At 45.8% G+C, this 24466-nt stretch carries 21 protein-coding genes; 16 read left to right on the forward strand and 5 right to left on the reverse strand.

Annotated features, from left to right (window positions below; genetic code table 11):
* Positions 1–56 precede the first annotated feature (56 nt).
* Together ACO6VG_RS04295 and ACO6VG_RS04300 are read left to right on the forward strand one after the other, a co-directional pair.
* On the forward strand, positions 57–1751 hold the full coding sequence (locus tag ACO6VG_RS04295) for a hypothetical protein (RefSeq protein WP_422472873.1): 1695 nt from the start codon (positions 57–59) through the stop codon (positions 1749–1751).
* A 154-nt stretch (positions 1752–1905) separates the two neighbouring features.
* Positions 1906–3522, forward strand: a complete 1617-nt coding sequence (locus ACO6VG_RS04300; protein WP_422472875.1) for a hypothetical protein — start codon at positions 1906–1908, stop codon at positions 3520–3522.
* Between the two features lie 37 nt (positions 3523–3559).
* On the opposite strand, the gene ACO6VG_RS04305 is transcribed toward ACO6VG_RS04300, so the two are convergent.
* Complete coding sequence (locus tag ACO6VG_RS04305; protein WP_422135752.1) at positions 3560–4180, reverse strand: isochorismatase family protein; 621 nt, start codon at positions 4178–4180, stop codon at positions 3560–3562.
* Positions 4181–4206: 26 nt separating this feature from the next.
* The gene (locus tag ACO6VG_RS04310; RefSeq protein ID WP_422135753.1) at positions 4207–4890 is read right to left on the reverse strand and encodes a pirin family protein; all 684 of its coding nucleotides are present in this window, start codon (positions 4888–4890) and stop codon (positions 4207–4209) included.
* 104 nt (positions 4891–4994) lie between these two features.
* On the opposite strand from ACO6VG_RS04310, the gene ACO6VG_RS04315 reads away from it, so the two are divergent.
* Positions 4995–5873, forward strand: a complete 879-nt coding sequence (locus ACO6VG_RS04315) for a LysR family transcriptional regulator (RefSeq protein ID WP_422135754.1) — start codon at positions 4995–4997, stop codon at positions 5871–5873.
* A complete protein-coding gene (glnE, locus tag ACO6VG_RS04320; protein ID WP_422135755.1) occupies positions 5873–8818 on the forward strand; it encodes a bifunctional [glutamate--ammonia ligase]-adenylyl-L-tyrosine phosphorylase/[glutamate--ammonia-ligase] adenylyltransferase in 2946 nt (981 codons plus the stop codon). Before ACO6VG_RS04315 ends, glnE begins: the two co-directional genes overlap by 1 nt.
* Here glnE and ACO6VG_RS04325 read toward each other — a convergent pair.
* A complete protein-coding gene (locus ACO6VG_RS04325; protein ID WP_422135756.1) occupies positions 8782–9129 on the reverse strand; it encodes a hypothetical protein in 348 nt (115 codons plus the stop codon). The genes glnE and ACO6VG_RS04325 overlap by 37 nt on opposite strands.
* Positions 9130–9142: 13 nt before the next feature.
* Between ACO6VG_RS04325 and ACO6VG_RS04330 the strand changes: the two genes are divergently transcribed.
* From ACO6VG_RS04330 to ACO6VG_RS04375, 10 genes are all read left to right on the forward strand, one after another.
* Positions 9143–10069, forward strand: coding sequence for a branched-chain amino acid transaminase (locus ACO6VG_RS04330; RefSeq protein ID WP_422135757.1), 927 nt, complete (start codon positions 9143–9145; stop codon positions 10067–10069).
* A 289-nt stretch (positions 10070–10358) separates the two neighbouring features.
* Complete coding sequence (waaF, locus tag ACO6VG_RS04335; RefSeq protein ID WP_422135758.1) at positions 10359–11402, forward strand: lipopolysaccharide heptosyltransferase II; 1044 nt, start codon at positions 10359–10361, stop codon at positions 11400–11402.
* The gene (gene waaC / locus ACO6VG_RS04340) at positions 11399–12406 is read left to right on the forward strand and encodes a lipopolysaccharide heptosyltransferase I (RefSeq protein WP_422135759.1); all 1008 of its coding nucleotides are present in this window, start codon (positions 11399–11401) and stop codon (positions 12404–12406) included. Before waaF ends, waaC begins: the two co-directional genes overlap by 4 nt.
* Positions 12403–13545, forward strand: a complete 1143-nt coding sequence (locus tag ACO6VG_RS04345; protein WP_422472878.1) for a glycosyltransferase family 4 protein — start codon at positions 12403–12405, stop codon at positions 13543–13545. Before waaC ends, ACO6VG_RS04345 begins: the two co-directional genes overlap by 4 nt.
* Entirely contained in the window at positions 13545–14354 is an 810-nt protein-coding gene (gene rfaP, locus ACO6VG_RS04350; protein WP_422472880.1) for a lipopolysaccharide core heptose(I) kinase RfaP, read from the forward strand. The genes ACO6VG_RS04345 and rfaP overlap by 1 nt, the downstream gene beginning before the upstream one ends.
* Positions 14355–14425: 71 nt before the next feature.
* Positions 14426–14551 (forward strand): hypothetical protein, encoded by a 126-nt coding sequence (locus ACO6VG_RS04355; protein ID WP_422135762.1) that lies wholly within the window; start codon positions 14426–14428, stop codon positions 14549–14551.
* Positions 14541–15629 (forward strand): HigA family addiction module antitoxin, encoded by a 1089-nt coding sequence (locus ACO6VG_RS04360; RefSeq protein ID WP_422135763.1) that lies wholly within the window; start codon positions 14541–14543, stop codon positions 15627–15629. Before ACO6VG_RS04355 ends, ACO6VG_RS04360 begins: the two co-directional genes overlap by 11 nt.
* 628 nt (positions 15630–16257) lie before the next feature.
* Positions 16258–17022, forward strand: a complete 765-nt coding sequence (locus tag ACO6VG_RS04365) for a lipopolysaccharide kinase InaA family protein (RefSeq protein ID WP_422472882.1) — start codon at positions 16258–16260, stop codon at positions 17020–17022.
* Between the two features lies 1 nt (position 17023).
* A complete protein-coding gene (locus ACO6VG_RS04370; protein WP_422139204.1) occupies positions 17024–17971 on the forward strand; it encodes a lipopolysaccharide kinase InaA family protein in 948 nt (315 codons plus the stop codon).
* On the forward strand, positions 17968–18894 hold the full coding sequence (locus tag ACO6VG_RS04375; RefSeq protein WP_422135766.1) for a glycosyltransferase family 2 protein: 927 nt from the start codon (positions 17968–17970) through the stop codon (positions 18892–18894). Before ACO6VG_RS04370 ends, ACO6VG_RS04375 begins: the two co-directional genes overlap by 4 nt.
* Here ACO6VG_RS04375 and ACO6VG_RS04380 read toward each other — a convergent pair.
* Positions 18891–20273, reverse strand: a complete 1383-nt coding sequence (locus ACO6VG_RS04380) for a PIG-L family deacetylase (RefSeq protein WP_422135767.1) — start codon at positions 20271–20273, stop codon at positions 18891–18893. The two genes, ACO6VG_RS04375 and ACO6VG_RS04380, sit on opposite strands and share 4 nt — an antisense overlap.
* Before the next feature lie 34 nt (positions 20274–20307).
* Positions 20308–21444 carry a glycosyltransferase gene (locus ACO6VG_RS04385; RefSeq protein ID WP_422135768.1) on the reverse strand — a complete coding sequence of 379 codons (1137 nt, stop codon included), beginning with the start codon at positions 21442–21444 and terminating at the stop codon, positions 20308–20310.
* Positions 21445–21557: 113 nt separating this feature from the next.
* Here ACO6VG_RS04385 and ACO6VG_RS04390 point away from each other — a divergent pair, with 113 nt between their 5' ends.
* Entirely contained in the window at positions 21558–22943 is a 1386-nt protein-coding gene (locus ACO6VG_RS04390) for an O-antigen ligase family protein (RefSeq protein WP_422139206.1), read from the forward strand.
* A gap of 101 nt (positions 22944–23044) precedes the next feature.
* Positions 23045–24049, forward strand: a complete 1005-nt coding sequence (locus ACO6VG_RS04395) for a glycosyltransferase family 2 protein (protein ID WP_422135770.1) — start codon at positions 23045–23047, stop codon at positions 24047–24049.
* Positions 24050–24466: the final 417 nt, after the last annotated feature.

Genomic DNA, 24466 nt, shown 5'->3' on the forward strand with positions numbered 1-24466 from the left:
TACCGATAAATGAATAACCAAGCACTGCGAACAACGGGCTTTAAAAGTGGGTTCTAATGAAAAATTCGTTCTCTGCGACACTGCTGTTGCTGCTTTCGTGGTTGTCTGCCGTTTGTCAGGCCGAATCATTGACAAGAGATTATATTGTCAGGTTTCAACAGGATGGAAGCTTGCCAGATGGGAGTTTTTCTATTAAGCCATACCGTAAGACACTGCCGGGCAACCCGACCTACCTTGCCGACACAAACGGCTATGCAGAGTCAATTTTTCCGCCTGATGACAGACCACTCAGACTTGGCGGTTACGGGGTAAAAACCGCCTTTTTTGAGTCGATCTCCTGGCCATTGATTTACGCCGCTCATTTTCTGGTTGCTAATGAACTGATTATGACCACCAGTGACGCCCTGAACCCCAAACCCTATTCGAGGATACCATTAGAAGTATTTGCCACTGTTGGCTGGCTTTTGGAAAGATATTGGAACAACAATTCGCCGCAGCTTAACCCAATAGGTGAACCGGAGTCAGGTCAGGATCACCCATTTGCAATCACCACTATGGTGCTCCCGGGGCAGGGTCAACAACAAAGTAGCCAACAAAACCCAACATCAGCATCATCCGGTCAGCAGGCCTCTGGATCAACCACCCAAGCTGGAGGCTCCTCTCTCAAGCTTACGCCTTCCGACTCTGGCGATGGTGGCGAAAACCCTGAACAACCCCAACATACATACGGTTTAAATTGTCATGTCGAATCCTGTCATGGCATTTGTAAACTACGATCATCTCCCGATAGCAGGGATTCAGAACCCGATAGCAGTGATTCGGATGAAGAGGGCCAGCAAGACTCTTCTTCCCCTGCTCGACGAGAGATTGAACCTTCGATAGCTCGTCTGTTGTTTGGTAACATAGGTAGTGACCCGTCCCGAAGTCCTCATTTACCCAGCCTTGAAGAGTGTACTGCCAGAATGGCTCTTCGAGAAACCCGGGCTTTATCAGATTCTGAACAACTTGATCTTTCAGGAATTGAAAAAAAAATCTCCAGACTTGTATCTGAATTTTTCGTTAGTCCAATTTTAAATTTTCTGAATTACAGAGTCCTTGTGAATAAACACGACACTGACGACGAATACGTACATCTTGCTGCTGCAATGTGCAATGCCCTGGGCGAAGAATATCAATACATTGTTCATTGTTGTGCCAATATTACCCATAACTTCAACTTTGGATTCAGCCACTCCCTTAGCTGTATGGCCAATGTGGTAAAAGACTTTTATACAAATAAAAGCTTGAACTTGCACCAGTTCAGACAAGATGTCATCAAAGGCTTGAACACAGATCGCCAGACTCTTGTAGAGAAGATTGCTCGTCGAGAGATAGAGCGTGTAAACATTATTCTTCAACAAGGCTCATCGATGGAAGATAAGTATGAGCCGGTTGGTAATTTTGTATTAATTTTCTTTGCTCTTTCCGCCAATCATCTAAAAGAAGCGGGTGATTTTTTCTGGAAGCTTTGTTATAGAGATGCAGATGGCAACAAGATAACACAGGACAATCCCCCTCCTGAATACTCCAGATTGTTCACAACTGAACCCACAGACACTTATAAATATGTTTATTATTCAGTAAGAAATATGAAAGATATTACTCAATTACAAAGACTGGTTAATCAGCTTGCAGACTATTTAATTTCGGATAAGGGCACTACCTCAACAAGCAGTGAAAATAAGCCCAACCAGAAAACCGACGATGAATGATAGATTTATTCCAGCATAGGTCAGGGATGACACTGTTTGTTTTTGAAAAAAACACGCTTATTTTTTGATCTATCACTTTCTTGGTCTAACTTTGCCCTGTAGAAAATGAATGCCTAAGCACTACTACAAGCAACAGACTATCAAAGTGGGATTAATGAAAAACTCGTTGTCTATGGCGCTGCTGTTACTGTTTACATGGTTGTCTGTCGTTTGTCAGGCCGAACCATTGACAAGACGTTTTGTTCTCGGGTTTCAACAGGATGGAGCCTTTTCAAAAGAGAGCTTGTTTATAAAGCCAGACCAACATAAATTGCCGGGTACCCCGTTTCACCTTGCCGACACTAACGGCTGCGCAGAGTCAACTTTTCTGCCTGATGACAAACCACTCGGACCTGGTGGTTATGGGGTAGAAACTGCCTTTTTTGAGTCGGTCTCCTGGCCATTGATTCACGCCGCTCATTTTCTGGTTGCTAATGAACTGATGATGACCGACAGTGACGCCGCTCTGAACGTGAAACCCTATTCAAGAATACCATTAGAAGTGTTTGTCACCGTTGGCTGGCTATTGGAAAGATATTGGAACTACGATTCGCCGCAGTTCAGCCCAATGGATCAATCGGAGTCAGGTCAGGATCACCCATTTGACATCACCACTATGATGCTACCCGGGCAGGGTCAACAACAAAGTGGCCAACAAAATAGTGGCCAACAAAACCCGCCATCAGCATCATCCGGTCAGCAGGCCTCTGGATCAACCACCCAACCTAGAGGCTCTTTTTTCAGGTTTACGTTTTCCGGCTCTGGCGGCGGTAACCAGGGCCCTGAACAACACCGGCACACGTACGGTTTCAATTGTTACGTCGGTTCCTGTCATGGCGTTTGTCAAGTCCAACCGCCATCCGGTGGTAGCGGGTTGGCTGGAGGGGACCAGCAAAACTCTCCTTCCCGTGCTCAAAGAGAGACTGAACATCCGATACCTCGTCCGTCGTTTGGTCATATAGGTTATGACCCGTCCCCGAATACTCATCAACCCAATCTTGACCTTTCAGAGGATGATGAAGAAATACCTTTCAAAGTTTTAGAAAAGTCTTTCGTTAATCCAATTATGTTTGTGCTGAATTGCAAAAGGCTCATGGAAAAACAGGCAATCGGCGACGTATATGTACATCTTGCTGCTGCAATGTGCAACGCCCTTGGGGAAGACTATGAACATATTGTTGATTATTGTGCCAGTTGTACCCACACCTTCCGCTTTGGCTTCTGCCACTCCCTCACCCGTATAGCCAGGATGTCAAGAAAATTTCATGCACGTAAAAGCTTTAACTTGCATCAGTTCAAAGAAAATGTCATCAAAGGCTTGAATACAGATCGACAGGCTCTGGTAGAGAAGGTTGCCCGTCAAGAGACAGAGCGTGTAAACATTATTCTTCAACAAGGCTCATCCTTGGAAGACAAGTATGAGGCGGTTGGTAATTTTGCATTAATTTTCTTTGCCCTTTCCGCCAACAAACGAGATGCAGCCATTGATCTTTTCTGGGAGGCTTGTTTTAAAGATGCAGATGGCAACAGGATAACTCAGGACAATCCCTCCCCTGAATACTCCAGATTGTTCACAACTGAACCCACAGACACTTATAAATACGTTTATTATTCGGTAAGAAATATAAAAGATATTACGCATTTACAAAGACTGGTTAACCAGCTTAAGAACTCTTTAATTCCGGATAAGGACACTGCCTCAACAAGTCGTGAAAATAGTGCTACCCAATGATGGTTAACTGGCGAGCTGTTGAGCTCGCCACCCATGACTATCCTCTTGCGAAATAACTGTTCATCACATAACCGTATTTGGTCGTATGCTCAGCCAATACCTGCCCCAACGCTTCACCGTATTCACTGCGCCAGTCGTTCATCAGCTCTGCCAGAACCGAAGCCCAGGTCGTCACTTTCACACCCGCCTGAGCCAAACGCTGTATCGTGACTTCCTGAACCGTTTTATTCCAGGTACCCGAGGCATCGATCACGGCATACACATCGTAGCCTTCTTCAATGGCGGACAATGCCGGAAATAATAAACATACGTCCGTTACAACACCGGCCATGATGATTTTTTTGCGGCCTGTTTTCTCAATGGCTTGCCTGAACGCCAGGCTATCCCAGGCATTGATCTGCCCTTCACGCTCAATCACTTCCCCGCCCAGTACGTCGGTAATTTCAGGCATCACCGGACCATTTGGCCCCTCAGGCAAGCTGGCAGTCACCACCGATGGCAAGCCAATGGCTTTTGCCGTTCTGGTCAGGCCAACAATGTTGTTTTTCAGCACCGTCGGGTGTTCATCACCCAGCCCGACCATCAAACCCGTCTGGTGGTCGATCATTGTTAATACAGCGTTGTCCGGCGTTAAAAACTCAGAGTATTTTGTTGTCATGGTCATGTCCTTATCAGTGCTCTGTTTCATTCAAAAGATTCGGTAAAAATCAGAATCAGCTGGCTCTCTTGTTGGGCGACAAAGTTCAATTCCGTCGCTCTTACCAGAGTGCCAGCCTGAATGGTTTCGCCATTAATGCTTGCCTTGCCAGTACTGAGATAAGCCAAAACCTCACCGCTATGCTCTGTCTGGTATCCTTCGGTGGCCTGAACCATTTCTACCACGGTGTGGCTATCAAACGTTTTCGTCTGTTTTTTACTTCCTCCATAGATGCGTGTTCTGACATTGGTTTCCGGGGTATAAGCCTTGTAACCCGCTGGCTCGCCCTTTGTTTCTGGCAGAACCCACAGTTGAATCAATTGATTGGGGGTTTCATCCGGATTCACTTCGTTATGTGCAAACCCTTCACCTCCCGCTCGTTGTACCTGCGCCTCCGGGGCCACTAAACCTTTGCCGTGTTGCAAAGATCCAGCGTGGCTTATCCGGCCTTTTGCCATCACACTGATGACGTCGATCTCTTGGTGGGGGTGCATACCTGTCTCGCCGTGGGGCAAGAAGCTGGCATCAGCAAGATAAACGAAGTTACCTATGCCGTTGGCTGTCTCAGGACGCTTTCGAGCACCAAATACTCGCTGATCTGTGACGACCTGTTTTTCTTCCAGTCCGGCAAAACCGCCTTGTGGTAGTTGCTCTAAGGTCAAAATTTCCATCGCTCAATCCCTGTTTTCCAGTCAGTGATGAAACCAGATTAGTTTGTTATCCAAAGTTGATATATATTCATTCATACAAAACACTGTTCAATATTTGATAACAAATGACTGACCTTAATGATCTGATGGTGTTTGCAACGGTAGTCGAGAGAGGCAGCTTTACCCAGGCAGCAGAAGCACTGAATACGCCGAAATCCAACATCAGCCGCAAGATCACCCGGCTGGAATCCCGGTTGGGTGTGCGGCTGTTGGAACGTTCAACCAGAACCTTGCATCTGACTGAAATCGGTCTGCGCTACTATCAGTACTGCAAAAGAATCAAAGAGGAATATGAGGCCGCAGCCAGTGCAGTGGAATCCATGCTGGAAAAACCTCAGGGCCGCCTGCGAGTGTGTACCTCTCTCGGTGTCGGTCAGTCATTGCTGGGCGATCACCTCACCGATTACTGCCGAGAGTACCCTGAGGTTGAACTCGACCTTACCTTGACGAACCGACGTGTTGATCTGATTGAAGAGGGGTACGATCTGGCGTTTAGAATTGGAGACTTGCCAGACTCTGGACTGATTGCCAGGAAACTCTGCTCCATCCATCTGCGTCTTTATGCGGCTCCGGGTTTTGCAAAACATAAAATCAAAACGCCGGGCGACTTATTAGAGCATCCGCTAATGTTGATGAGTGCAAAGGAGCGCAATCCCGATTGGCATCTCTTTTGCGGACAAGAAAATAGAACCCTGAAGTTTGAGCCGAGTCTACGCTGCGATGACTTTTCCATGCTGATGAGAATGTCCATCAGGGGGTTGGGTATCACCGAACTGCCAGAGTACATGGCAAAGCATGCCCTGGCAGCAGGTACGCTCATCAATATTCTGCCCGATTGGCAGTTCGAGCCTGTGGACTTATATGCGTTGTATCCCAGTCACCGTGGCTCAACCCCCAAAGTTCGAGCACTGCTCACCCACCTTGCTAAAGAGGGCTTCCACTAATGGCGTCGCCAGATTACAGCCTTGAGTCAATCAAAAGCCTTGAGCGAATGAACTGCCCTGCATCGGTAAAAAGCATCCTGAACAAGCAATGGGACGAGTTTCTGGAAACCTGTCGAGCAAAAGATCTGGCTGACAGATCTGACTCATTATCTCCCGATTTTCTCTCCCAACTTTATAAAACCTGGGCGGGCAGCGACTTTGCTTTTGAACAATGCCTGAAGCATCCGGATCTTGTTTTCCAACTCCATCAGAATCCGGATTTATTAAAAAACCCCAAACCCGAGAGGCATCAGGATGCCCTCCGCCTGCTGACTCAGGAAGTCCTCAACGAAAATGACCTGATGCAGCAACTCCGGGTCTACAGAAACCGTGAGATGGTCAAAATCATCTGGCGTGACCTCAACCGCCTGTGCTCCATGCAGGAAACCACACTGGATCTTTCTGCTATGGCGGATGCCTGCGTCGATCAGTCAATGGACTGGCTGTATGAAGAAGCCTGCAAAACCTGGGGTACCCCGATGGGGGCTTCCTATGGAGAAACACCTCAACCACAAAAGATGATCGTACTCGGCATGGGCAAGCTGGGTGGGCAGGAACTGAATCTTTCTTCCGACATCGACCTGATGTTCACCTATCCCCATAAGGGTGAAACGTTGGGTGGAGCTCGCTCTCTGGATAATCAGGAGTTCTTTATCCGGCTTGGGCAACGTCTGATCAAAGTCCTGGACAATCAAACGGTGGACGGCTTTGTATTCCGGGTTGATATGCGACTGAGGCCTTATGGTACCAGCGGTGCACTGGCCATGAGTTTTTCCGCTATGGAGCAGTATTATCAGGATCAGGGCAGAGACTGGGAACGCTATGCCATGATCAAGGCCAGAGCCATTGCCGGAGATATCCCGGAAGGTCAGAATCTGCTCAACATTCTGAAGCCATTCACTTTTAGAAAGTACATTGATTTCAGTGCTATTTCTGCACTCAGGGATATGAAGGCCCTGATTCAAAGAGAAGTAAAGCGCAAAGGCATGCAGGGCAACATCAAATTAGGTCCCGGCGGCATCAGAGAAATTGAATTTATTGCCCAATCATTTCAGCTGATCCACGGTGGCCGGGATCGAAGCCTTCAGGAAAAGGGACTGCTCAACATTCTCAACCGACTCTCGCCGCATTACCTGCCAGAGTTCGTTACACAGGCGTTAACTGAAGCCTACATATACCTTCGAAATTTAGAGCATGCTATTCAGGCGCTGCAAGACAGACAGACTCAGGAACTGCCGGTCGATACCCTGCAACAGGAAAGAATTGCTTTTATTGCAGGGCACCAGGACTGGTCTTCCCTGATGAGTAAACTGGATCATCACAGAGAGCAGGTCTTGGGACACTTTGATGAGGTTGTGTCCTTACCGGATACATCCAACGATCAGGAACAGACGGTTCAGGAGCACTGGAAGCTGCTCTGGCAGGGCAATCTCAACGAAGACGAGGAATTAAAACAATTCCAGGAGAACCACTTTTCAGAGCCACAAGCATCGAGGCAACGTCTGTCAGCGCTCAGGGATGGCAGAGCCATCACCAGAATCCGCCGCCAAAGCCGTGAGCGACTTGACCACTTCATGCCTTCGCTGCTGGAACATATCGGTCGTAGCGAACAGCCTGATCTGGCACTGACCCGAATTCTTCCGCTTATTGAAAGTGTTTTACGCCGAACGGCTTACCTGGTTTTGCTGATGGAAAACCCCAAAGCTCTGGAGCACCTGATCAGCCTCTGTACCGCCAGCCCCTGGATAGCAGACCAGATTGCCCGACATCCGGCCTTGCTGGATGAGTTCCTGGATATTGGTGATCTCTATAACCCACCCAAAAAAGCGGAACTTGAGCACGACCTCAGACAACAACTGACTCATATTCCGGAAGATGATCTGGAGGCCCAGATGGAAGCGCTGCGCTACTTCAAGATGTCACATCTTTTGAAAGTAGCGGCAGCACAGGTTGCTGGTACATTACCCTTAATGAAGGAAAGCGATTACCTGACCTGGATTGCCGAAGCCTTGCTGGATCAAGTGGTCGGCCTCGCATGGAAAACCATGGTTGAGCGACATGGGCACCCTGTGGGTGAAGACGGTTCCATCTGCGATCCTGGCTTTATCATCATTGGCTACGGCAAACTGGGTGGCATTGAACTCAGTCCGGGATCGGACCTGGATTTGGTGTTCGTGCATAACGGCGCTCTCAATAAAGAAACAGACGGCTCGCGCTCCATAGAAAGTTCTACCTTCTATACACGACTGGGACAGAGAATCATACACATTCTCACCGCTCAAACCCCTTCCGGAAGACTCTATGAAGTCGACATGCGTCTGCGCCCTTCAGGCGCTTCAGGAATGCTGGTCAGTTCACTCACATCTTTCGAAAAGTACCAGCGCAATGACGCCTGGACCTGGGAGCATCAGGCTCTGGTCCGGGCCAGGGCAGTAGCTGGCGATAAACAGCTGACAGCAAAGTTTGAATCACTTCGCAAAAGTATTCTGGCCATTGGCAGGGACCCTGCCACCTTGAAGGCAGAAGTCATCAGGATGCGCCATAAAATGCAAGAGCATCTGACAAAGTCCCGACGGGATGAACAGGGGCAACCCCTCTTTAATCTAAAGCACGATCGCGGCGGCATTGTCGATATTGAGTTTCTTATGCAATACGCCGTATTAGCCCATGCTCACGCTCACCCGGAAATTGCGCAATTTCCGGATAACATTCGAATTTCGGAGTCACTGGAAAAAGTCGGCTACCTGACAGCCAGTGAAGGCAAAGGGCTTAGAGAAGCTTATAAAGTCTTGAGAAAAGCGGCTCACTTGAAAGCTTTGCAAAACGAGCCATCCTTTGTGGAAATCCCCTTGGTGGAGGCCTTCACCCGTCAGGTTGAAGCGCTTTGGCAGCTATGGCTGGAATGAATGTCCCGGCGGTTTGGAATCAGTAGCAAAGTATGATCCAATACTCGTCTGCCTGCAGATAACCGAAGCACAGACAGAATCATGGCCGCCTTACCCACAGCGGCCTGCAAGCCTGGCTTGAGACCCACCGGGCTGAGTAGCCATGAACACGAAACAACCATGAGCACAGAAAGACTTTTGTCACCCAAAGTGATGACAAGACTTTCACTAAGGGTCTTCAATAAAATCACAATACCACCGTGAGAAAACAAAGCTGCCCATTTGGCGATGAACTTAGCTACATTCTCATGGTTAAAATTACTGGATTGCATCGGGAGTTTTCGCATGTCCTTCGCCGATAGAGATGGCGTTATTTGGTTTGATGGCAAGCTGGTTCCATGGCGAGAAGCACAAACCCACGTTCTGACCCATACCCTGCACTATGGCATGGGCGTCTTTGAGGGTGTTCGAGCCTACAACACCGACAAGGGTCCTGCTATTTTCCGTCTGGAAGAACATACGGATCGACTGTTCAGAAGTGCTCATATCCTGGGTATGAAGATCCCTTACTCCCGTGAAGAGCTGATCGAAGCTCAAAAGCTGGTGGTTCGTGAGAACGGTCTTGACAGTGCCTATCTCCGCCCCATGTGCTTCCTGGGCTCTGAAGGCATGGGCCTTCGTGCAGAAGGGCTAACTGTTCACTGCATCGTTGCTGCATGGAACTGGCCTTCTTACATGGACCCTGACGCCAAAGAGAAAGGTATCAAAATCCGTACTTCTTCCTACACCCGTCACCACGTAAACATCACCATGTGCAAGGCCAAGGCCAATGGTAACTACATGAACTCCATGCTGGCACTGCGTGAAGCACTGGACAGCGGCTGCGAAGAAGCTCTGCTGCTGGACAACGAAGGTTACGTGGCGGAAGGCAGTGGTGAAAACATCTTCATTGTCAAAGAAGATGGTATTCTCTACACACCTGAGCTGACTTCCTGTCTGGAAGGAATTACCCGTGACACCATTATCCGGTTTGCCGGGGAACTGGGTCTGGAAGTCAGGGAAAAGCGCATTACCCGTGACGAAGTTTATATTGCCAAAGAAGCTTTCTTCACCGGAACAGCCGCTGAAGTACTGCCTATTCGCGAGCACGATGGCCGCATCATCGGCAGTGGTCAACGTGGCCCCATCACCGAACAGCTGCAAACTATGTACTTTGATCAGGTTCAGGGCCAGCGGGAAGCATACCCTGAGTGGCTGGCTCATGTGATCTGAATCACTGGCTTTCATTCCATAAGCTGTAAGAATTACTGAGTTATTGATCAGAAAAAGTGGCGTATAATCTACGCCGCTTTTTATTTACATGGATGTAATGTATCCCCGGCCTATCTTCAGACGGGGTACCCTGCATATTTGAAACTGGACACTGTCCAGTGTGCATATTCTGCCATCGGTGACAGCGTGCTCTCACTGAGGGCGGTAGCGTGCCCAATTACAAGAGATCGATTCCGGATCGATCCCCAGGAGGCTACGGGAGCCTCCCTGAAACAGGAACTGCAGCAACGTGAAGTACTTGATTGTCGGTCCCTCCTGGGTGGGGGATATGGTAATGGCTCAAACTTTGTTCATTGCCCTGAAACGACAACATCCAGAGGCTGTCATCGACGTACTGGCACCAGGCTGGAGCCGCCCCATCATTGAGCGCATGCCTGAAGTCCGGAACGGGATTGATATGCCCGTAGGCCATGGCAGCCTGAATCTGGCCGTGCGCAGAAGAATAGCCAGAGACCTGAAAGCACAAGGGTATGACCGGACCATTCTTCTGCCCAATTCACTGAAGTCTGCCCTGATTCCATTCCTTGCCGGCATTCCTGTCAGAATTGGCTGGCGGGGAGAAATGAGGTATGGCCTGCTTAACGACCTGAGAGTTCTGGACAAAGAGCAATACCCTCTTATGGTTGAACGCTTTGTTGCTCTGGCCTATCCGGATAAGTCGCCACTGCCCTCCCCTCTACCCAAACCTGCCTTGAGTGTTGACAGCCAGAGTGTTGCCAAAGCATTGCATCGCTATCAACTGTCTGATGACTTGCCCATTCTGGCGCTTTGTCCTGGCGCTGAGTTTGGCCCCTCGAAACAGTGGCCTGCCGGTTACTACGGCGAAGTGGCTTTGACGATGGCTCAGAAAGGCTGGCAAATATGGTTGTTCGGCTCTGAAAAAGACCATGCCGTCACCCAGGAAATCATGGGCTACCTGCCCAGAAATCTGCATAAACGTTGTTTTAATCTGGCAGGACAAACCACTTTGGCGGATGCCGTTGACCTGATGTCTCTGGCCCATGCTGTGGTTTCCAATGACTCTGGCCTTATGCACATTGCCGCCGCACTTTCTCGACCTCTGGTGGCTGTTTATGGCTCGACCACTGCTGCTCATACCCCGCCAATGAACGACAACAGTGAAACACTCTGGTTGGGACTGGAATGCAGCCCCTGCTTTAAACGTGAATGTCCTCTGGAACACATGGACTGCATGAAAAAGCTGGGACCCGAAATGGTTCTGGACGCCCTGGAACGACTGTCTGGTGAACAGACTCTGGAGATTCAGGGTTGAAAGTTCTTATTGTAAAAACCACCTCCATGGGCGATGTGATTCACACACTTCCAGCCCTCACCGATGCTGCCAAAGCGATTCCGGGCATCCGGTTTGACTGGGTCGTAGAAGAAGGGTTTGCGGAAATCCCGCGCTGGCACCCTGCTGTCGATAAAGTCATACCTGTCGCGGTGAGAAGATGGCGAAAATCGATCCTGAACACAGTCCACTCAGGCGAGTGGCGTCGTTTTCGCAAAGATCTTAAATTCAGAGAATACGATGCAGTTATCGATGCCCAGGGATTATTGAAAAGCGCTCTTATTACGCGAATGGCGCGGGGCCCCAAGTTCGGGCTGAATAAAAACTCAGCCCGGGAACCCGTTTCTGCCAAGTTTTATGACTTCCCAAAAACGGTTAACTGGGGGCAACACGCCGTCGAGCGTGTACGACAGCTGTTTGCCAAATCACTGGACTACGAATTGCCAACAGAACCCGGACAGTTTTTGCTCGACCAATCCCGATTCGATGGCGACCTGATTCAAAATAAACCCTATGTCGTTTTTATTCATGGCACCACATGGCCCACCAAACACTGGCCAGAAACTTACTGGTGCCAACTGGCCCATAAAGTTCAGGCAGCGGGAATGCATATCGTCATTCCCTGGGGCAACGAAAAAGAGCAAGAACGAGCCAACTGCATCGCAAAATGTTCCGATAATATTGAGGTGCTGCCACGCCTCAGCCTGAGTGGTATTGCCGGGGTCATAGCAAATGCTAAAGCGGCGGTTGCTGTCGATACAGGACTAGGCCATTTGACGGCAGCTCTGGAAACACCCGCTGTATCTCTATACGGCCCGACCCGTCCTGACCGGGTGGGAGCCTACGGAAGCTCACAGATTCATCTGACCGTTGACCAGTGCCCTGAATGCCAGCTTCCAAAAGCCGACCCGGACATTTTCACCCCTATGACCCCGGATTATGTCTGGCCCTACCTGGAGAAGCTTCTGCAAGAGGCGTCTTCATGATATTGGCTTTTGCGCTTTATAAGTATTTTCCTTTTGGGGGGTTACAGAGAGATTTTCTGAGGATTGCGCTTGAATGCCAGAAAAGAGGCCATAGAGTTCTTGTTTTTACCACCTGCTGGCAGGGCGAAAAGCCTGACGGTTTTGATATCCGGGTTCTTAAAGTCAACGGTCATTCAAACCATGTCAGGATGAAGAGCTTCCAACAACAGATCGGCAAAACATTAGCCGACCAGCCAGAAGTCATTTTGACAGGGTTTAATAAAATGCCGGGGCTGGATATCTATTATGCCGCCGACACCTGTTATCTGGACAAAGCCCAATCAAAAGGCTGGTGGTATCGACTCACATCACGCTTTCGATATTACCAAGCCTTTGAGGAAGCGGTTTTCTCTCAGGAAAGCAAAACCGTTTCCCTGCTGATATCTGCACTGCAAAAGCCTGTCTTTCAGCGGTATTACCATACCCCTGAAGAGCGCATTCATTTGCTGCCTCCGGGTATTTCAAAGGATCGATGTCGACCTGAAAATGCCGAAGCCGTGAGGGCAGAATTCAGAAAAGAGTTTTCGCTCACTGATGGGGACAAACTCGTTCTGATGGTGGGTTCAGGCTTCAAAACCAAAGGTTTGGATCGAGCCATCAGGGCTATTGCTTCATTGCCCGCTTGTCAAAAACAGGGCACTCGTTTCTTTGTGATAGGTCAGGACAAACAAAAACCCTTTGAGTCACTGGCCAAACAATTAGGTATTGAACACCAGCTTCGCTTTTTTGCTGGCCGAGATGATGTCCCCCGGTTTCTGCTGGGTGCCGACCTGCTGATCCATCCAGCTTACAACGAGAATACCGGCACCGTTCTGCTAGAAGCATTGGTTGCCGGGCTGCCTGTGCTGACCACCGATGTCTGTGGCTATGCACACTATATCGAAGACGCCAAAGCAGGCACTGTACTACCAAGTCCGTTTAATCAGGTTTCTCTGAATGAGGCTGTCAGCACAATGCTTGATTCAGAGCATTGGCTGGAATGGCAAAACAATGCCATTGCATTCAGTCGCTCTGAGGACCTGTATAGCCTGCCTGAGCGGGCTGCTGATATTATTATTGAGCAGGCTGATCGAAAGTCTGGTCACTGCCGAATCCCTTAATGCTTTATCTCAGAGACGATTTTAAAAAAGCCTGGCAAGGCAAGGACCCCCAATCCCTGTTGGAAACAATGGATGGAGAGGTCTACAGAGCACTTGAAGCTCGCCGTACCTTTCGATTTGAACTGAATGGCAAAGGCTATTTTGCCAAAGTGCATGGCGGTGTGGGCTGGTTTGAAATTCTTGAGAACTTTGTGCATTTGCGTAAACCCGTTCTTGGTGCAAGAAACGAATGGGAAGCTCTGAACAAACTCCATGAGATTGGCATTGATACTATGACACCTGTCGCCTATGGAGAAACCGGGAATAACCCTGCCACACTTCGCTCTTTTCTGGTGACAGAAGAGCTGGCGAATATGGTCACTCTGGAGGATTTTTGCGAGCATTGGAAAAGCGCTCCTCCTTCCTTTCGATTGAAGCAGGCTATAACGTTGAAGCTGGCAGAAATCAGCAAAAAACTCCACGATAATGGCGTCAATCATCGTGATTACTATCTTTGCCATTTCATGATGCCTGAAACCCAGACCCCCGATCCGAAACACTTGAAGTTTTATCTGATTGACCTTCACCGGGCCCAGATTCGGGATGAAATACCCGAGCGCTGGCGACTGAAAGACTTATCTGGACTCTACTTCTCTGCCATGGATTATGGCATCAGCCGAAATGATGTTTTTCGTTTTTTGAAAGCCTATACAGGGCTGTCTCTCAGAGACACATTAAAAAAATACAGCGCTTTGCTCACTCGCATTGAGAAGAAAGCCGTAAAACTGTATCAGCGCATGGAACGAAAAGCGGGAAAGAGTGACGCTTAAAACTTAGCCCTAAGCCTTCATTTCTTGCAGCCAAAGTGATCGCTTATGGGCAGGCGAGCTAAAGGGGTGTCATGACGTGCGGTGCTCTGGTGAATGCTATTAATCTGACGGGGTTTTATAGACTGATATTCACCGTCGAGGGTGACACGCTGAATATCGCAATGATTGAAGAAGTGAGCAAGCACTATGATGACTGAACAGACTTACGTGTCCGATTTGGCCATTCCCCCGGGTGAGTATTTGGAGGAAGTGCTTGAAGAGATGGATATTACCCAAGCAGAGCTAGCTCGTAGAATGGGTCGACCTCCTCAAGCCATCAATGAGATTCTCAAAGGAGAAAAGGCTATCACACCAGAAACCGCTCTTCAGCTTGAGCAAGTTGTCGGTGTGCCTGCGTATTTCTGGAGCAATCTTGAGTCCGAATATCGCTTGGTAATGGCAAAGGATGCTGATGAAAAGAAGGCAAAAGACGAGCTACAATTAGCTTCTGCCTACCCATATACAGAGATAGCAAAATTAGGCCTTGTTGAAAAAACAAGAAAACCTTTGGAGAAAGTCAAAGAACTCCGAAAATTTTTTGGTGTTTCCTCGCTCTTCCATATTACTTCTGTGAAGGAATACGCTCCTGCATTCAGGCAGAATAAGAAAGAAAGTACTTCTCATGAAGCTCTGGCAGCTTGGCTTAGAGCTGGCCATATTCTTGCGTCCAGAACAGAAGTCAGGCAATTTGATAAAGTAAAACTTCAACAATCTCTCCCGGTTTTGAGAGAGCTTACTTTTGAAACAGAGCCAAAGACTCTGTTAGAAAAGCTGAGTAATTTACTTGCCGATTGTGGCATAGCGTTAGTTGTCATCCCGCATTTCTCAAAAACTTATACTACAGGTGCAACTTACTGGATAGGCAAAAGCAAGGCTGTAATAATGATGTCTATGAGAGGTAGTTGGTCTGATATATTTTGGTTTAGTTTAATGCATGAAATTGGACACATTTTGCTACATGATAAAAGAATCACATTCTTGGAAAATGATTCTAAAGATCAACAATATATCAGACAAGAGTCTGAAGCAGATAAATTTGCACAGACAACATTAATTCCTGAAAGTGAATACTCTGCTTTCTTGAAAGAAGGGGTTTTCACTAAAGCTGCTATCAGCCAATTCTCTCAAGCAATAGGCATTTTTCCCGGTATTATCTCTGGACGCCTTCAATACAACAAAAAGCTACCTCACACTTCTAATTTCCACAGAGTTCGCTTCAAGTGGCAAAACCCCTAACATATATGAGCCGTAACTCTCTCTGTCAAAGGCAAATAACTGCCCCTTGGCAAAACAGGAGCCAAAGTCATCCAGTTGAACACTGACGGAATCCTGTAATAACACATCGGTTGGCAATGCTGTCGCTTCGCTCGAGAGCACTTTTACCGTGATTGGTGCGAAACTACCCGTGATATTATCAGCTCCATGTGCCGTAATGAGGTTGGTGATAAAGGCTACTACCTGAAACGATATACCAGAGGTGTGAAACAGCATGCCTTTGAGAGAAGCTCTGGAACAATATATGAACCGGTGAAAAACAGCAGAAATGAAAACGACAAAACTGTACAAACGAATGCGCCGAAAAGAAATGGGGCATAGATGCTGACAAAATCCAATTGGTCATACAACTCGTTCCCACGCTCTGCGTGGGAATGCATACCTCCCCTGAAAAGCGTACTCTGCAGCGCGAGATAGGTATGGGTTCGCTGGAGCATGGGAACCAGAGTTTTGCGACAGCCTCTTTAGGCGGGGAGGATGTCAACACTACGATTCCTGATGAGAAAAACCGTTTGGAATCCCCATCTGCACTGAAATATCCAAGCTTTGAACTTGTGAAGATTCCGCCCAGTTATGGGCCATGTAGAATATGCGCATTCCTTTTTTGATGTCGTCCAGTTGGACATTGTCGGAATCCTTCAATGACACGCCGGTTGGTAATGCTTTCTCTACGCTCGAGAGCACGTTTGCCATGACCGGCGTTGAAATTACCCGGGATATCATCAGCTCCATGTGCCGCACCGAAATTGATGGTAAAGGCTACTATCTCAAACGATATACCGGGGGCGGAAAAAATCTTCGCCGTTACATTGGCAGAAGTCGTATCCGGGGTGAGTGGGAAAGTATGCTGTTTTTCCATGAACACGGTATTCCTGCAGCTAAAGTGGTCGCTTATGGGCAGGAGATCCAATGGGGTGTCATGACGCGCGGTGCTCTGGTGACTGAAGAGGCTCCCAATACACTGGATCTTCGCCAGATGGTCAGAGACAGTATTCCCTGGCTAAAAGATCGGATCTGGATAGCCAAAGTTATTGAACAATTAGCGCCAGCCGTCAGGACCATGCATAGCCAGAGCTTCATCCATACTGATCTCAAATGGCGAAATATTCTGGTTTCCCAGAATGAAGAGCCTGAAATCTGTTTCATTGATTGTCCTGCTGGCCAGAAGGTTCTTCCATTCTTCCTGGAGCGAGGCATTATCAAAGATCTGGCCTGTTTGGATAAGATGGGCAAGCAGCATCTTACACGCACTCAGCGGCTAAGATTTTATCGGCTCTATTGTGGAGGCCGACTGAGGGCAAGTGACAAGGTTCGAATCCGCAAAATCCTCAACTTCTTTGAAGGAAGGGAGTGATATGCCTGATCCATTCCTTCAGAAATGGCAGTCACTGAGCTCTGATTCCGAAAAGTCCGAGTTTATCCGCCACGCCATGGTGGCTAATGAACGCCCTGAACATTTTGCCGAACTACCACCCAAGTTTGATCGCCTTCTTGAGACGCATAAAGCCCCACTCGAACTGTTGAAGGAAATACAACGTATTCGCAAGCAGAAAGAATTAAAGCTGGAAGAATGTCTAAAGCCCAGGAGAGGATTTAGTTATCAGAAGTCCTGGTTTCAGTTGGCTATTACCGATCAGAGAGATGAATGCCCGGAGCTTTCAAACCTTCTTGCTGACCCCGACCCCTTTATCCGACAAGGCCATATCATTAAGACAGGAAAAGCCACGACCGTTGCTGTTGTGACATTCGGGAAAAAACAGTATTTCATCAAAAGGTACAATTCAAAAGGGTTTCTCTATAGCCTGACTCGCAGCCTTATTCCATCAAGAGCAGCTGTAACCTGGCATGCTGCTCAGTTACTGGAGAGCATTGGCATCCCGACGGCACGGCCCGTCGCTCTCCTGGAAAAGCGCTGGGGGCCTTTTAAACAGACCAGCTATGTTATTCATGAATATGTCGAAAGTATTCATGCTATGAAATATTTTGCTGAAGGCGCTGAGCCTCAGCCTGAATGGCCTGCGGTTGCTCAGGAAATAGATGACATCCTTTATACCTTGAAACGATCTCTGATTATTCATGGTGACCTGAAAGGACAGAATTTCATTATTCAGAATCACCAGCCTTTATTGATAGATCTGGACTCTTTAACCAGCTATCCTTGCTCGTCTACCTATTTCAGGCAATACCCCAAAGATCTGGCACGCTTCGCCCGAAACTGGAAAGATGAACCTCAAGCCCGTACTTTCTTTACACCTGTCATCAACCAACTCAGCAAGGATATTGTCGATCCTTCCTCATTATGACTGCCCCATTATTCAGTATTGTCATACCCTGCTATAACTACGCCCATACTCTGAAGCGCTCTGTAAAATCTGTCATAGAGCAAAACTGCAAGGACTATGAGCTACTGATCATTAATGATGGTTCCAAAGACAATACGGAAGAGGTCATTAGCGAGTTGACCGTACAATACCCGAACACTTTTCGGGCCATTACTCAACCTAATAAAGGTTTGGCTGCCACAAGAAACTGCGGCGTTTTAGAGACCTCTGGCCAATATTTAATGTTTCTTGATGCCGATGATGAGCTGGCCGAAAACGCTCTTGAAAGTCTGAGTCAAGCCATTGATTCACGCCCTGATGCAAGAATGGTAATTGGTGCTCATATTGCTGTAGAACCGGACGGGAGAGAACGCTTTCGACCCAGACCAAAGGCTCCAGAAGATAATGCAGCCCTCTTCAAAATGTATCTTTTGAAAGATGAACTCCCTATCGCCAATGGTGCAACGGCCATGCACAGGGAGATCTTTGACGGGTACCAGTACCCTGCTCACTTCAGATGTGTTGAAGACATACCCATGTTTGCCTATGTGCTGGCTAACTATCCATGCATCACACTTAACAAGCCTGTTGCTAAAATACACAAACACGACGACAGCATGAGAAACGACGTGACGCTGGACCTTTCTGTTGGCCTGGATCTTATTGATGAGGTGTTCAGCACGGAAAGAATACCTTGGCGCTTTATGTCACTGAAACCAATGTACGAAACCAGACGACTGCTCTCTATTTTCAGATCACTCTACATTGCTGGTGACTACCGACAAGCCCTTAAGTATTACTGGCAAGCAATCAGTCGATCACCTTTTACTTTTTTTGAACCGAGTTACTTCAGAAAAGCATTGAGAGCTCTGCTATTCAGCTGGAAAGGACCAACAAGGCGTTAATAGAAGAACAACTCATTAGTTCTGATTGCCTTTCGGAAAAACTCATCTTCACCATAGTCTGGCTGATAACGCTTGATCAGAGCTTTTTGCAGGCACTTTCTCAACCACTTTTTGAATCGGACAGGCCTTCGCAGGTCATGGTTCATCTCTATGGCCATAATCTTATTTTTTTGCTCTGAGTCATTCAGGGTGTAGGAGAATGCTCCCGACAGTTTCACTGCATCGCCAGTGACAGGGGGCAGGGATACAATGGAACCAGAAGGACCAAACGGGTACATATCTGTATTGGCCAAGTGGTTGGCGTAATACATGAAAAAAACATCTGTCCGCCGACTATTTATAATCGCTTCTTGGATCGCCGCAGTACTATATCGATGATCCTGATGAGCATCTACATTAAGGTGTGGTGTCACCACATAGTCAGGCTTAAAGAGGGCGACCAGCTCTGCAAGGTCATCAACCAGCTGCTGCCAGCTGGCTGTGCCATGGTTATCAGAAGCCAGTTTGATATGATTAAACTCCCGAAAAACCCTGGTATCCGATACCCCTGCATACTCAGATGAAATGGTTTGCTCTGGGCTGTCGTACATTTTCTTTAAATGCTTGCAAAAGTAGCCCAGCTGAATAACACGATCACTCTTCAGTCCTGCCCATTGTGGCACCATGATACTGTCCCAGGCTCTTACCCTGCCCTTCATAATGGCAGCCTGTTTATTATCACTGATGTAGCGATCAAAAGTTTCTGGTTCAGCCTCTCCGGCGGTAATGGTTACAACAAGACTGTCGGTATTTTTATAGAGACCGAAAGCCGCAATTTCGGCATCATCCGCGTGGGGTGAGATAAATAAAACTTTTTTGCCCACCAGATCAGGCTTTTTAAAAGCAATCAGTTCGGCATTTTTTTTGTCAAATCGACAATGCCTGCCACTGAGACTCAGTGTCTCTGCATACTCCAACGCTTCTATAGCAGGGGTTAGATTGATATAACGGAAGCCTTTACAACTGCGCTCAAAGAACTGGGCGTACTTCTGACCATTGGATAGAATCCTCAGAGCAGGATCAAAAAGCTTTCCGGAAAATTTCGCACTGATCTTAACTCTGAGAAAAACAGTGTGCCCCCCCGTTCTTAATGATTCAGGTAACATCAAAACAGAGTCATTAAACACGGCTTGCTGGCTATCTTTGCTATCGACTTCCCACTGATAATCACAGCGTCGTCGATAGTAAATATGATCTGCAAAAAATAGCCCGTGTAAAATATAGGCCATAAAGAAAAGCATTATCCAAAGCCAGCTGGTGTATAGGTACATGCCTGCACCAATTACAGCCAGCACCGCAAAAATGCCTGATAGTTCCAAAGCTCTGAATAACGATTTCATATTTCAATTTAATCAGTTTTTTATTACGTATGGCTCAACTTTTTCGGGTTAGCATCTTATCCAACAGATCGTGATAGGACTCACGAAAATCATTAATATTGTGTCTTGTACAAAGTGCCTCGTAGAGATGACGACCTTCTTCTGCCATAGCAGCAGGTGGCAGTGAAAGATAATATTCCATGGCCTTAGCCAAACTCTCTGGATCACCCGCTTTAGTAACCTGCCCTAAACCTTCTATGTAAGGTTTTATGGTATCTATATCTGAACCTATGATGGGTAAAGCACCCGACATGCCCTCCAATAACGCGAGGGGCAGACCTTCTGTGAAGGAAGGCAGAGTGAAGACATCAAATGCCTTAACATATTTGATGGCTTCTTCTCTCTTTCCAAGCAGGAAAACACTGTTTTGCAAACCAAGGTTATTGATCTGCTGCCTGAGGTTTTGTTCTTCCTCACCCCAACCAATGATGGCCACTGCAGCAGCCGGATATTTCCGGTAAATGTTAGCCAGAGCATCAATCATTACAGCATGACCTTTAATCTCGACCAATCGACCTATAGTGCCAAAAATAAAACGATCCTCAGGCAGCCCCAGTTCCAGCCTCGCCTGCTCACGGCTTAGCTGTATCGAAACGGCCTGTTCAATATCAATAGCATTACTGATCACTGCCGTATTGCTCTCATTCAAGCGGTTTATAGTGTTCATAAGATAGCTCTGAACCGGCTTTGATACCCCTACAAAGCACCAGCGTTCATCAGCCAATCTGTTTACCAGTTTTTGCCGATAAGAGCGGTCATAATCACCAAAACCATGGGCGATACTGATAAAAGCTTTTGTATTCAGCTTCCTGGCAAGGTTGAGCATGATGTGAGTCGGTTTGAAGCGATGGCATATGATGCCGTCAAAATGATGTTCTCGACAAAAGCGTAACAGTCTTCGTACAGCAAACCAGCGTCGAATCCCTTTGAGCTGCTTACTACTAAAATCAAAATAGACCGATTTTCCGGCAGCGCTAACAGGTTGACCCGCTTCTGGCTTTCCTTTCAGAAAGGCTGTTGTAATTTCGTACTGGTCAGATGGCAGCGCCTTGATGATTTGCTCTGCCAAGTCAGAAGACATGACATTAAAGCTGTTCTGAAGCTGTAAAATCTGCTTCTTGCGTTCAGTCATTGCTCTACCAAATAAAGAAAAAGCGAAGGATATGCTTATATTCGCTGTATTGCTAGTCAAATCTTCAGCCTGGAAAATACTTAGCCAGTGGTGGTCTAAAGAGCCAGCATATAGTGTTAAAATTTTATATTTTTTTATTTATGAATATATCGCTACAAGATAAAACCAACCACATTATTTTAAAATGGATTATTCCATTTGGTATGATTGTTTTCCTAACAGGGCAGATCATACTTCCAAACAACAGTTCACATATCTCTCAAACTTATACTTGGCTTATTCTTCCTGCATTTATACTGCTCTTCACTTCAGGCAAGGAAGTATTCAAAGAACATAGGGTCAATACCTTAGCAATATTGACCCTATGTTTTATCGTTCTGTACACTCTATCCTTTTTATGGTCCGACACAGATGAAGATGCAGGTAGGTTTATCAAAGATGGTATATACATTGTATTATTTATATTCAGCATATATATGCTAATTCGTTCGGATTATTGGGACTTCAGCCGAATACTCGAAACATCAGCACTAATAATCTCTATTGGTGCAGCTATTTCATTATTGAATCACTTCTTTATTCTGGATGCACCCATCGGAGTTCGAGAATATAGAATCAGTAACATGGGTGACTGGGGCTTTGGAAATCTTGACAACCCAATCCCTGCCGCCATCTATTACGGATCATTTTCAGCTATTTTATTTGTGCTTTTTTCGGATAGAAAATCATCAAAAGCCAGATCTTTCTTAAAGTTAATTTCTTTATTAGTACTTAATACCTATGTCATGTTTACCTGGTCCAGAGGCCCCATAATCTCATTATTCTTATCTTATTTTCTTTCATGGATTCTTATAAAGAATAAAAAATCAACCATTGCGCTACTAGCTATAACAATTTCAAGTTCTTTGATTTACTTTTCTGACCAAATATCGACAGGCATTTCAGACACATTAAACAATAGACAGTCAACTTATACCACTAACGAAATAGAACTTGTCTCATCTGGAATAATTGCAACTGGTTCAAAGTTTAAATTCATGGAGTCATTAGAAGAATCAGAGGATTTTCTCAATAAAACATTTAGTGAAAGGGGAAGCATTTGGCTTACAACCTACAAAAGGTCTCTTGAAAGGTTTTGGTTTGGTCACGGTGCCGGAGCAAAATTTCAAATACCATACAATCAAAATAGAACTATAGCCTTTCACGCTCATAATATATATCTTCAAGTATTCTATGAGCTAGGTTTTATTGGCTTATTTTTGTTTGCATTTTTATTATGTTTACTGATTAAAAACCTATATACCAGTAGAGAAAACATCAATACTAAAATTGCAATTGCTTTGCTGTGCATAGGACTTTTTTCTTACATAACCGATGTAAGCAAAATTTTCACAAAACCACATATATACTGGATTAATTTCTGGCTACCTCTAGGAATAGGAATAGCTATTAAAATGAAAATTAGTGCCTCGCCCTTAACTTTTTCAAGAAATCAGTAAGAATTTATATAAATTGATTAAAAATAAGTAACAAAGAATCTGGGGTTAACACATTCTCTATCTAATAAAGGATTTTTCCCCAATGCGGATAAAGTTTATCAATGAACACACAAGAAAATCTTATTAGTGTAATTATACCCGCTTTCAATTCTGAGCTTTACATTGAAGATTGCTTAATTTCAATAATAAACCAAACCTATAATAACATTGAGATAATAGTTATCAATGATGGCTCCACTGATAAAACAAAAGATATTATTTTAAAAATACAAGACCGGGAAAAGAGAATAAAGTATTTAGAGCAAGAGAATTTTGGAGTATCGCAAGCTAGAAACAGAGGCTTATCAGTTGCTTCGGGATCTTATATTGCTCTTATAGATTCTGATGATATATGCTATCCGTTCAGACTAGAAGATCAAATCAACTACATGAAATCAAATAATATTGATGTTTGTGGTTCATGGATAAAAGAGTTCAATACTAAGAAAAACAAAATAAAGTCTTATCCAGAGAAAGATAACAGCCTAAAGTTCAATTACTTTTTTTTCGGAAAAACTATACCTTGCTCTACAGTAATGATGAGCGCGGAGTCAATAAAAAATTTACAATTCGATAGTTCTATAGACTTTGCTGAAGACTACGATTTCCTAATGAGAACTATAACAGAAAGTAGATGTCAGTTAGGAATCATTAAAAAACCATTAGTGAAATACAGAATACATTCAAACCAATTTTCTAAAAAGCTAGTAGAAAAAAACAAATCCGCCCTGACTAGCTCCATAAAAAGAAACTCAGAAAATTTCGGCTATTCATTTAAAGAAAAAGAAATTTTTTTTCATTACGAAGTAATAAAAAACAAACATAAAATCAGCAGAGATGAGTTCAAAGAATACAAACATACTTTAGAAAGACTGTATAATCTTGTCAGTATTTTTTGCAACTGCAGGAGTAACTTCTCATATTTTTTATATCGACTAATAAAGAACAATCCAGAGATAAAAAATGACATAAAATGCTGGGCTTATAAAAAAGGATTCAAAACACCAAATACAATCACCGTCATAGCTTACAATCTTTTCTTAAAAATCACCAATCAAAGATATTAGAAAAATGCGCTTAGACAATTCCTGGCTAATTTGCTAGCCATCAGTTGGTTTGGCAATTAGAGAAAAATACAAATCGTACCCCTCAAATAATGAGTTGTATGATGATTTGGACGGAGCCTCTTTACGGAGCAATCGCCTTATGAGCCCAGCTCATCCTATTCTGCTACCAAAACCAGTACTTCGTTCAAACAGCAGAGAAACACCATAGCCTGAAAATTGCCTCTCTGGAAGTGATTGCATGAAGAAATGGCTAGATTAATGAGTCAGATTTTCAAGAGCTGGCGGCAGGCCTTTTGATAAAGTGGTTATGAACGTTATTTACTGTCCTCAATAAACTGAGCCAAACTCAAAAAGCCAACCAGAATGCAGCAGACTTGCCAACATATCCGGCTTGATGCCAACCCCGAAACTCTATAG

The organism is Endozoicomonas sp. ALB032 (assembly GCF_049310125.1).
GTDB lineage: Bacteria > Pseudomonadota > Gammaproteobacteria > Pseudomonadales > Endozoicomonadaceae > Endozoicomonas_A.